Origin of the sequence: Pseudomonas sp. DWP2-2 (genome assembly GCF_049897065.1) — a bacterium.
Lineage (GTDB): Bacteria > Pseudomonadota > Gammaproteobacteria > Pseudomonadales > Pseudomonadaceae > Aquipseudomonas > Aquipseudomonas paracarnis.
Map to the genome: position 1 here is coordinate 147431 of NZ_JAFCVN010000010.1, position 11065 is coordinate 158495.

At 60.9% G+C, this 11065-nt stretch carries 8 protein-coding genes; all 8 read right to left on the reverse strand.

Annotation, left to right across the window (positions count from 1 at the left end; all coding sequences use genetic code 11):
• Nucleotides 1-12 precede the first annotated feature (12 nt).
• The 8 genes from ACP7CZ_RS20885 to ACP7CZ_RS20920 all read right to left on the reverse strand — a co-directional run bounded on the left by ACP7CZ_RS20885 (nt 13) and on the right by ACP7CZ_RS20920 (nt 11045).
• Nucleotides 13-1029 (reverse strand): class I SAM-dependent rRNA methyltransferase, encoded by a 1017-nt coding sequence (locus ACP7CZ_RS20885; protein WP_089042459.1) that lies wholly within the window; start codon nt 1027-1029, stop codon nt 13-15.
• Nucleotides 1030-1121: 92 nt separating this feature from the next.
• Nucleotides 1122-3059 carry an acetate--CoA ligase gene (acs, locus tag ACP7CZ_RS20890; RefSeq protein WP_060764105.1) on the reverse strand — a complete coding sequence of 646 codons (1938 nt, stop codon included), beginning with the start codon at nt 3057-3059 and terminating at the stop codon, nt 1122-1124.
• Nucleotides 3060-3164: 105 nt separating this feature from the next.
• Complete coding sequence (pgi, locus tag ACP7CZ_RS20895) at nt 3165-4829, reverse strand: glucose-6-phosphate isomerase (RefSeq protein WP_034127010.1); 1665 nt, start codon at nt 4827-4829, stop codon at nt 3165-3167.
• A 223-nt stretch (nt 4830-5052) separates the two neighbouring features.
• Nucleotides 5053-5904 carry a pantoate--beta-alanine ligase gene (panC, locus tag ACP7CZ_RS20900; protein ID WP_057975465.1) on the reverse strand — a complete coding sequence of 284 codons (852 nt, stop codon included), beginning with the start codon at nt 5902-5904 and terminating at the stop codon, nt 5053-5055.
• A complete protein-coding gene (gene panB / locus ACP7CZ_RS20905; RefSeq protein ID WP_034127012.1) occupies nt 5901-6701 on the reverse strand; it encodes a 3-methyl-2-oxobutanoate hydroxymethyltransferase in 801 nt (266 codons plus the stop codon). Before panB ends, panC begins: the two co-directional genes overlap by 4 nt.
• A 321-nt stretch (nt 6702-7022) precedes the next feature.
• Nucleotides 7023-7505, reverse strand: coding sequence for a 2-amino-4-hydroxy-6-hydroxymethyldihydropteridine diphosphokinase (gene folK / locus ACP7CZ_RS20910; protein WP_057975464.1), 483 nt, complete (start codon nt 7503-7505; stop codon nt 7023-7025).
• Nucleotides 7506-7507: 2 nt separating this feature from the next.
• Entirely contained in the window at nt 7508-8911 is a 1404-nt protein-coding gene (locus tag ACP7CZ_RS20915) for a polynucleotide adenylyltransferase PcnB (RefSeq protein WP_003194157.1), read from the reverse strand.
• Nucleotides 8912-9608: 697 nt separating this feature from the next.
• Complete coding sequence (locus tag ACP7CZ_RS20920) at nt 9609-11045, reverse strand: sigma-54-dependent transcriptional regulator (RefSeq protein WP_057975463.1); 1437 nt, start codon at nt 11043-11045, stop codon at nt 9609-9611.
• Nucleotides 11046-11065: the final 20 nt, after the last annotated feature.

An 11065-nucleotide genomic window follows, 5' to 3' on the forward strand; every position in this document is an offset into this window, starting at 1 on the left:
CTGGGAAACTTCCTACAAATGCAGGATCAGCGTCTTCAGCGGAGGCTGTTGGTCTCTGGAGGGAAAGTCGGCTCCAGGTGTTATAACCTGCCATTCGCGCACCGGGCGCCCGGCTTTTTCTGCGCAGCGCAGCACCTGCTCACGCCAGTCTTCCATGCTGACCTTTGCCAGGTTGTTGCAGCAAATCAGCACGCCATTGTCGGCGGTGGCCAGCAGTGCGGGTTTGAGCAGGCTTTGATAGTCGCGCAACAAATCGACCGTGCCGAAGGCGCTCTTGGCCCAGGCGGGAGGATCGAGCAGTACCAGGTCGTACTGGCGTTGCTCCAGGCGCGGATAGCTCGGCAGCTTCTGCCCGCGCCGCTGGGTGATGGGCAGGCCCGCCAGTTGGCGAATGGCCGGGAAGTAATCGGACTGTACAAACTCCATGCTCGGCAACTGCGGGTTGAGCTGGCCGTTTTCACGCCCCACTGCCAGGTTGCCCTCGGCAAAATCCAGGTTGCACACCTCGCGTGCGCCGCCCGCTGCCGCGCTCAAACCCACACCGCACGTGTAAGCGAACAGGTTCAGCACGCTTTTGCCGGCGCTGTGGTCCTTGACCCAGCCCCGGGTGTTGCGCAGGTCGAGGAACAGCAGTGGGTCTTGCCCGGCGTGGCGCCCGCGCACACGGTAGTTGAGGCCCCACTCGTGGCCGACCAGGTCTTCCAAGGCGCCAGGCTCCGCACGGTACACCGTGTCTTCGCGGTCGATGCGCGAGTTGCCGCGGGCACGGTCGTTGTACACCAGCAACAATTCCAGGCCCATGTATTGGTTGATCAGTTGGTGCAGGTCCAGCAGGTCTGCCGTTTCCAGGGACTGGTGGAAGCTTTGTACCAGCAATTGCGGGCCGTAGCGGTCGATGGTCAAGCCGCCGGCGCCTTCCTGGCTGCCGTGAAACAGCCGATAGCAGTCCGTACCCTGGGCGTGCAGCGTGTTGATCAGGTCTTGGCGGTGATCGAGGGCGGCGCGCAGCGCCTGATTCAAGGGAGTCATGGAGCGCGCCTTGCTGGTAGATGAATAAGAAAAATGGGGCGCGAAGTTTAACAGCTAACCCCGGCCTGCACAGGCCGGGGATAATCCTGGCGCTATCGGTTGAGGCGTTTGTCGATCAAACCGTCCACCACGCTGGGGTCTGCCAGGGTCGAGGTGTCGCCCAGGCTGTCCAGTTCGTTACAGGCGATTTTGCGCAAGATGCGCCGCATGATCTTGCCGGAGCGGGTTTTCGGCAGGGCAGGGGCCCATTGGATCAATTCCGGTTTGGCGAAGCTGCCAATCTCCTTGCTGACCAATTCCAACAGGTGCTTTTTCAACGCGTCGCTGGGTTCGACGCCATTCATGGGGGTGACAAAAGCGTAGATACCCTGGCCCTTGACGTCGTGGGGGTAGCCCACCACGGCGGCTTCGGCGACCTGATCATGCAGCACCAGGGCGCTCTCCACTTCAGCGGTGCCGATGCGATGGCCCGAGACGTTGATCACATCGTCGATCCGCCCGGTGATCCAGTAGTCGCCGTCTTCATCGCGCCGTGCGCCATCCCCGGTGAAGTAGTAGCCGGGGTAGGGCTTGAAGTAGGTGTCGATCATGCGCTGCGGGTCGCCGTAGACGCTGCGAATCTGCCCCGGCCAGCTTGATCTGATGGCGAGTACACCACTGCCGGCGCCACTGATTTCCTTGCCCTGTTCATCGAGCAACACTGGTTGTACGCCGAACATGGGCTGTGTCGCGCAGCCCGGTTTGATGCGCTGGGCGCTGACCAGCGGGCTGAGCATGATGCCGCCGGTTTCGGTCTGCCACCAGGTATCGACAATCGGGCAGCGCTGTTCGCCGACGGCGTTGAAATACCAGTCCCAGGCTTCCGGGTTGATCGGCTCGCCCACGCTGCCCAGCAGGCGCAGGCTGGCGCGGGATGTGCTCTGCAGCGGGCCGTGTCCTTCACGCATCAGGGCGCGCAGGGCGGTGGGCGCGGTATAGAAAATATTCACCTGATGTTTATCGATGACCTGCCAGAAGCGCGAACTGTCCGGATAACTCGGCACGCCTTCGAACATCAGCGAGGTGGCGCCATTGGCCAGCGGGCCGTAGACGATATAGCTGTGGCCGGTGACCCAGCCCACGTCGGCGGTGCACCAGAACACTTCGCCTTCCTGGTAATCGAGCACGTACTTGAAGGTCATCGCCGCTTGCAGCAGGTAGCCAGCGGTGGTGTGCAACACGCCTTTGGGTTTGCCGGTGCTGCCGGAGGTATAGAGGATGAACAGCGGGTCTTCAGCGTCCATCGGCTCGGGTGGGCAGTTGTCGCTGGCGGCGTCCAGGGCAGCTTGGTACTTGAGGTCGCGGCCCTCGTGCCAATTCACGCTCGCCCCGGTGCGCTCCACTACCAGTACCGTGCTGACGTTCGGACAACTGGCCAGGGCTTTGTCGACGTTATGTTTCAACGCCACGGGCTTGCCACCGCGTACGCCCTCGTCGGCGGTGATCACGGTGCGGCAATCAGCGTCGAGGATGCGGTCGCGCAGGGCGTCAGGAGAGAAACCACCAAACACCACCGAGTGCACTGCGCCAATTCGCGTGCAGGCCAGCATGGCGTAGGCCGCCTCGGGGATCATCGGCATGTAGATGCATACCCGATCACCTTTGTTCACGCCTCGGCTTTTCAACACATTGGCCAGACGGCTGACGTTTTGGTGCAGTTGACGGTAAGTAATCGTGCAGGATTTTGACGGATCGTCGCCTTCCCAGATGAAGGCCGGCTGATCGGCGCGTTGCGCCAGGTGGCGGTCGATGCAGTTGTAGCTGACGTTCAACTGACCGCCGGCAAACCATTGGGCGGCACCGGTGTGGATGTCTGACTGCTGCACGCTGTGCCAAGGTTTTATCCAGTCGAGAAAGCCCTTGGCCTGTTCGGCCCAGAAGGTGTCTGGCTGGTCGATGGATTGGCGATAGAGGCGCTGGTAGTCCTCTTGACTGAGCTGCGCAGCCCGGCGGACGGCATCGGCGGTGGGAAAGGTGCTGATATCGAACATGAGCGCTCCTTATTCTTGTTTTTGCGACAAGTCATAAAGATGCACCCTGGGACGGGAGGGTTCAAGGCCAACGTCCAAACGCACGTTGACCTTGAATGAACGGCTTCAGCCGCGGTGACGACCGCGGAAGTAGTTGATCAGGCCCTGGGTCGAAGCATCTTCGGCCAAGGTTTCTTCGGCGCCGGTCAGGCGGTTGTACACGCCTTTGCCCAGCTCCTTGCCCAGTTCAACGCCCCATTGGTCGAAGGCATTGATGCCCCACACCACGCTCTGCACGAACACCTTGTGTTCATACATCGCCACCAGCGCGCCCAGGCGGCGCGGGCTGATGCGCTCGACCACCAGGGTGTTGCTCGGCCGGTTACCCGGTATCACCTTGTGCGGTGCCAGCTTCTGTACTTCGGCTTCCGGCAGGCCCTTCTCACGCAGCTCGGTTTCGGCCTCGCTGCGGGTCTTGCCGAGCATCAGCGCCTGGCTCTGGGACAGGCAGTTGGCGTACAGCCACTGGTGATGATCAGAGACCGGGTTGAAGCTGACGATCGGCACAATGAAGTCGGCCGGGATCAGTTGAGTCCCTTGGTGCAGCAACTGGTGGTAAGCGTGCTGGCCGTTGCAGCCTACGCCGCCCCAGATCACCGGGCCGGTATCGGTGGACACTGGCGTACCGTCCTGGCGCACGCTCTTGCCATTGGATTCCATGTCCAACTGCTGCAAATGCTTGGTGATGTTACGCAGGTAATGGTCGTACGGCAGGATCGCATGGCTCTGCGCACCCCAGAAGTTGCCGTACCACACCCCCAGCAAGCCCAGCAGCACGGGCATGTTGGCTTCGAACGGCGCGTTCAGGAAGTGCTGGTCCATGGTGTAGGCACCCGACAGCAGTTCCTTGAAGTTGGACATGCCGATAGCCAGGGCAATTGGCAAGCCGATGGCAGACCACAGCGAGTAGCGCCCACCGACCCAGTCCCACATTGGGAAGATGTTTTCTTCGCGAATACCGAAAGCCACGGCCGCGGCATTGTTGCTCGAGACGGCGATGAAGTGGCGATACAGCTCGGCTTCCGAGCCCCCCTGGGCCAGGTACCAGGCGCGGGCGGCCTGGGCGTTTTTCAGGGTTTCCAGGGTGTTGAAGGATTTGGACGAGACGATAAACAGCGTGGTCTCGGCGCGCAGCTTCATGGTCAGTTCGTGGAACTCGCTGCCGTCGATGTTCGCCAGGTAGTGGCAACGCACGCCTTTATGGGCGTAGGACAGCAAGGCCTCCGAGACCAGTTCCGGGCCGAGGAATGAGCCACCGATACCGATGTTCACCACGTCGGTGATCGGCTTCTCGGTGTAGCCGCGCCACAGGCCGTCGTGGATACGGCCGACCAGGTCAGTGATCTGGTTCAGCACCTTGTGCACGTCCGGCATGATGTTCACGCCGTTGACCGACAGCTTGTCGCCCACCGGGCGGCGCAGGGCGGTGTGCAGGGCAGGGCGGCCCTCGGAGGAGTTGACCGGTTCGCCAGCGTACTGCGCGTCGATCGCCGCCTTGAGATTGACTTCCTTGGCCAGGCCCACTAACAGGTCGCGGGTTTCGCTGGTGATCAGGTTTTTCGAGTAATCGAGGAAAAGTCCGCAGCTGCTCAAGGTGAACTGGGAAAAACGCTGAGGATCGGCATTGAACGCCTCGCGCATGCTGAAATCCTGCATGGCTTGGCGATGTTGAACAAGCGCTTGCCAGGCGGGCAGCGCGGTAACGTCATGAGGGGTGCGGTAGTACGCCATCGCTGCGGGTTTCCTTTTATTACGGGGACTGCCTTTAGGACACTTCAAAGCCCGGAACATCCAGTCTTATCGCAAGGATTGGGTTCCAGACAGCGCTAACCATAGCGCAGGGCAGTTACATTAAACCTAGCGTGTGGATATGTCTTGGCTTTGTCTGCGCTGTGGCCGGTACTTTTTTATACCGGCACAGCCGTCGGGGCAACAGGTTGAGGTAAAGCGGGCGTCAGGCGAGGTTCAGGTGCAGGTTATCGATGAGGCGTGTTGCCCCCAGATAAGCGGCGACCAGGATCACCACATCGCGATCTTCAGCCGTGGCCGGGCGCAGATGCACGCCTTGGCGCACTTCCAGGTAGTCCATGCGCAGCCCTGCGGCTTCAATCTGCTGGATGTGCTCAGCGCGAAGCCTGGCAAAATCGTGATCGCCGCTTTTGATGGCCGTGGCGATCTGGCTGAGGGCGCGGTACAGCACTGGCGCGACCGCCCTTTGCTCATCGGTGAGGTAGCCGTTGCGTGATGACAGCGCGAGGCCGTCCTCGGCGCGCACGGTAGGCTCGCCGATGATCTGGATCGGCATGTTCAGGTCGCGGACCATGGCGCGGATCACCGCCAACTGCTGGTAGTCCTTCTGGCCAAATACGGCCATGTCCGGCTGGACCATGTTGAACAGCTTGCTGACCACCGTGGCCACCCCTTCAAAGTGCCCTGGGCGGCTGGCGCCGCACAAGCCTTCGGACAGCTGAGGCACGCTGACGCGGGTCTGGCCGTTCATGCCGTCGGGGTACATTTCCTCGACCGTGGGCGCGAACAGCAGGTTGCAGCCGGCCTGCAGGAGTTTTTCCTGATCGGCGGCCAACGTGCGCGGGTATTTGTCCAGGTCTTCGCCAGCACCGAATTGCAGCGGGTTGACGAAAATGCTCGCCACCACGAAATCCGCTTGCTGCGCGGCCTTGGTCACCAGGGTGGCGTGGCCGCTGTGCAGGTTGCCCATGGTGGGTACAAAGCCGATGCGCTTGCCGGCGCTACGGGCGTGGGTTACGGCAGCCCGCAGTTCGCGGACGGTTTTAACGGTGTTCATGCCGAGAATCCGTGTTCAACGCCTGGGAACGTCACGTTTTTGACTTCGCTGACGTAGGCGCTCAGGGCGGCGTGGATGCTGTCCTGGCCAGCCATGAAGTTCTTCACGAACTTGGGCACGTGGCCGGTGATCGACAGGCCGAGCATGTCGTGCAGGACCAGCACCTGGCCGTCGGTGGCGGAACCGGCGCCAATCCCGATCACGGGCACTTTGACGGCCTGGGTGATTTCGGCAGCCAGTTCGCTAGGCACGCACTCCAGCAGAATCATCGCTGCACCGGCCTGTTCCAGGGCGATGGCATCGGCGCGCATCTGGCGGGCCTGGGCTTCATTGCGGCCCTGGACCTTGTAGCCACCGAGGATATTCACCGACTGCGGTGTCAGGCCCATGTGCGCGCACACTGGCACGCCGCGCTCGGCCAGCAACCGGATCGACTCGGCCAGCCACACGGCACCTTCGACTTTGATCATGTGCGCGCCGGCCTGCATCAGCTTGCCGGCGTTCAGGAAGGTTTGCTCAAGGGTGGCGTAACCCATGAACGGCAGGTCCGCGATAATAAAGGCGCCATCGTTGCCACGCTTGACGCTGGCGGTGTGGTAGGCGAGTTCATCGGTGGTCACAGGCAGCGTGCTGTCATTCCCTTGAAGAACCATGCCCAGGGAGTCGCCCACCAGCAGCACTTCGACTCCAGCCTGGCAGCTGGCGTGGGCGAAAGTGGCGTCATAGCAGGTCAGCATGGTGATTTTTTCACCTTTGAGCTTGAGGCTCTGCAAGGTGGTCAGGGTAATGTCTGGCATGAAAGGGTCCTCGTTCAGGCGCTTGGAAACAGCGAGTAACGCGCGTGAGTCTTCGTTTATACAGGCGCACTGTCTTGAAAGCAGTGCTTATAAGGCCTGGATTGCGCCCTGTCGCGCCGGGTTGGCGGCAGCGGGACGCCTATAGTCGTGAGGAGGACACGGGAAGTCAATTGGATGTGTTACCGCATTGTTACGATGGCGGTGTTACCGCTGTTACTGACGCGATTGTAGGAGCGAGCTTGCTCGCGAAGAAACCATAGGCGCCGCGTTTAATCAGGCTGAGCGCGTTATCGTTGGTGATTTTCGCGAGCAAGCTCGCTCCTACAGAGGTAGGCGTTCCAGGCCGACGAACGGGCAGGCGGTGAGCAGGTCGCTCAAACGCTGGCCGTCAGGTAGCTGCAGGTCGGCGGGCGCCAACTCAGCCAACGGATACAGCACAAACGCGCGCAGATGCATCTGGTAATGCGGCACCTTGAGGCGCGGCTCGTCGATCAGGCGATCACCGAACAGCAGGATATCCAGGTCCAAGGTGCGCGGGCCCCAGCGTTCCAGGCGTTCGCGGCCCTGATCGTTCTCGATGGCTTGCAGCGCATCAAGCAGGTCCAATGGCGCCAGGCGACTGTCCAGCGCCGCAACGGCGTTGGTGTAGCGCGGTTGGCCTGGCAGCAGTGAATCGCTTTGATAGAAGGCGGACACCCCGGCGAGGTGGGTGCCAGGCAGTTGCGCCAGCGCCTCGATCGCGCTGCGCAATTGTTGTTGCGGGGCAGCCAGGTTGCTGCCCATGCCGATGTAGATACGTTCCACGTTTATTCGCCCGCAGCGCCCGAGGCATCGGCACTGCTGCGTTTACGCTTGGTGCCGCTACGGCGACGCTTTTTCGGCCCTTCGCCGGCGCTATCGCCTTTGCTGCCCAGCTCACGAATCATTTCGCGGCGCTGGCTGTCATTGGCGTCCTGATAATCGGTCCACCATTCGCCCAGGCCATCGGTCTGCTCGCCCGCGCTTTCACGTAGCAGCAGGAAGTCGTAGCCGGCACGGAAACGCGGGTTGTCCAGCAACAGATCGGCGCGCTTGCCGCTGCGGCGTGGCAGGCGCTCCTGCATGTCCCAGATTTCGCGGATCGGCATGGTGAAACGTTTAGGGATGGCGATGCGTTGGCACTGTTCGGCGATCAGCTCGTGAGCCGCTTCCTGCATGGCCGGGATCGGCGGCATGCCACGGTCCTGCAGGCGCAGGACGCGTTTGGGCAGGGCCGGCCACAACAAGGCGGCAAACAGGAATGCCGGGGTCACCGGTTTGTTCTGCTTGATGCGCAGGTCGGTGTTGATCAAGGCTTCGCTGATCAAGGTGTGGGTGTACGTCGGGTTGTACTCCAAGGCCTCGGCGCTGGCCGGGAACAGGGGGTCGAACAACTGCAAGTCCACCAGCATTTCAAAGGTGTCGGCGGCGTAGCCCGAAAGGAACAGCTTGAGCACTTCTTCAAACAGGCGTGCCGAGGGGATTTCCCGCAGCATCGGCGCCAGTTCGCGAATCGGCGCGGCGGTGTGTTTTTCGATGCCGAAGTTGAGCTTGGCGGCGAATCGCACGGCACGCAGCATGCGCACCGGGTCTTCCTGATAGCGCTGCGTAGGATCGCCGATCAGCCGGATCAGGTTGTTGCGAATGTCGTGTACGCCGTTGGCGTAATCGAGGATGCGCTCGCTGACCGGGTCGTAATACAAGGCGTTGATGGTGAAGTCGCGACGTTGCGCGTCCTCTTCCAGGGTGCCATACACGTTATCGCGCAGGATGCGCCCGCTCTCGTTGCGGGAAGACTGGTTAGTGTCCTCCTCTTCATCGTTTTGCGGGTGACCGGCGCGGAACGTTGCGACCTCGATGATTTCGCGACCAAAGTGGATATGCACCAGCTTGAAGCGCCGGCCGATGATTCGTGCATTACGAAACTCGGCGCGCACTTGTTCAGGCGTGGCGCTGGTGGCGACGTCGAAATCCTTGGGCGTGATGTTGAGCAGCATGTCGCGTACGCAACCACCCACCAGGTAGGCCTGGTAGCCGGCGTTCTGCAAACGTTCGACGATGTTCACTGCATAACGGCTGAATTGAGCGCGCTGCAGCGAATGCTGGCTGCTATTGAGCACTTCAGGCGTGCTGCGTTTGTGTTGCGTTCGACGCAAGGGAGAACGGAATGACTGGAACAACTTCTTCAGCATGGGATGCACTGTTTGAAGGAATGTTCGGCCATAACGAAGAATGACCGCATGATGGGCGGGGATTCTAGCATTTAGTCAGGGGATGGTGTAGGAACAAGCTAAAGGCATTGCGCCATAAGCGTTTGAAGGTCAAATCCCGGAAACTACAAGGGGAGCCGAAGCTCCCCCAGAAGTAGTTGCGTGCTCTATTTTTATTATTGATGTCGGGCTTCTTGTTTTTGTTGATCGCCCTCGCCACGAAGCTTCACCTTCATGACACTCCCAATCGGGAGCCAAGAGCAAACGGATTGCTTTGGTCGCTGTGTTGCTGATCTACGATCCAACCAGTTCAGGCTCTGCCTTAGGGCAGTTTTTGTTGTTCTCGGCCTGGTTGCGGGGCAAGCCCCAAATGCAACGCCTCTCCAAAAGAATCAGTTAGCTGCGCCTCCGCCGTGTTGTTTTTGTTATGCGTGAGTCGATTCGTCTTATTTTTATTGTCTTGTACAAAGCTTGTTATTGTTTTTGTACTAAGCATATAGCAGGGTGCGTGCCAACTTTTGCGCCGTCCAGCAAAACCGGGGGTTTGGGCTGGTTTCGCCAGATTGAGGGCCAAAAAAAAGCCGGGGCTTCGTTACCGTAAGCCCCGGCTTTTGTTACGTGAAAATTCAGCGGTAACAGTTTTTTCACATCAGCAGGTGTTACCTGTGGGGCTGCACCCTCAGCTTTCGCTGGCCACCCCGGTCTTGCGCCGCGGAATGCCCAGGCGCTGACGCCGTTCCCACAGGCATTTGCGACTCACGCCCAGCTTGCGTGCCAGCTCTGTCTCGGTCATATGGTCCTGATGCTCGAGCACGAAGTGCTGGAAGTAGTCTTCCAGTGACAAATCTTCCGTCGGTTCATGGCTGGTATTGCTACCGCTGCCCTGCTGCGGGGACAGGCCAATGAAGTCGTCGTCATCCAGGTCGCTGAGCTCAATGTCGATGCCCAGCAACTCGGCGGAAATCTCCGGGCTCTCCGACAGAATCACGGCGCGCTCGACGGCGTTCTCCAGCTCGCGCACGTTCCCTGGCCACGAGTAGTGACGGATCGCCTGTTCGGCGTCCGCGGCAAACTTCAGGTCGGTGCGGTCAATGCGTGCGCCTTGACGCAACAGGAACGCGTTGGCGATTTCGTTGACGTCGGCGCCACGCTCGCGCAGGGCCGGCAGTTTGAGCGCGATGACATGCAGGCGGTAATACAAGTCCTCACGGAACTGGCCGATCTTGGCCAGGCTCTTGAGGTCACGGTGTGTCGCCGCGATCAATCGAACATCGACCTTCTGCGATTGCACCGAGCCGACCCGGCGAATTTCGCCTTCCTGCAGCACGCGCAGCAAACGCGCCTGGGCTTCCAGGGGCAACTCGCCAATTTCATCGAGGAACAACGTGCCGCCGTCCGCGGCCTCCACCAGGCCCGCACGCCCGGCGCTGGCGCCGGTGAACGCACCTTTCTCGTGGCCGAACAGCTCGGATTCGATCAGGGATTCGGGGATCGCCGCGCAGTTCACCGAGATCATCGGCGCCTTGGCGCGCTTGGACAGGTTGTGCAGGGCGCGGGCCACCAGTTCTTTGCCGGTGCCCGATTCCCCCTGGATCAATACATTGGAGTCGGTTGGCGCCACCTTGCGGATCTTGCTGTACAAGTCCTGCATCGGAGGGCAGGAGCCGATGATGCCGATCTCGCCATTGCTGTTGTTGGCGCCTGGTTTTTCGGCGCCGCTGGTCTTGCCGGTGGGGCGTGGCTCGGCAGGCGCACTGCTGGCCGACACACGGTCACGCAGGATGCGGGCCACGGCCTGGAGCATCTCGTCGTGATCGAAGGGCTTGGCGATGTAATCCACCGCGCCCATCTTCATCGAGTCCACCGCCGAGCGCAGGCTGGCGTAGCTGGTCATGATCAGCACCGGGGTGCCCTGGCCCAGCTTGATCAGCTCGGTGCCCGGGGCGCCTGGCAGGCGCAGGTCACTGACAATCAGGTCGAACGTGGGAATGCTGAATCGCTCTTGGGCTTCCTGCACCGAGCCGGCTTCGCTGACCTGGTACTGATTACGTTCAAGCAGGCGACGCAAGGCAGAGCGGATAATGGTTTCGTCTTCGACGATCAAAATGTGCGGCATTGATTCAATTCTCTCGACGG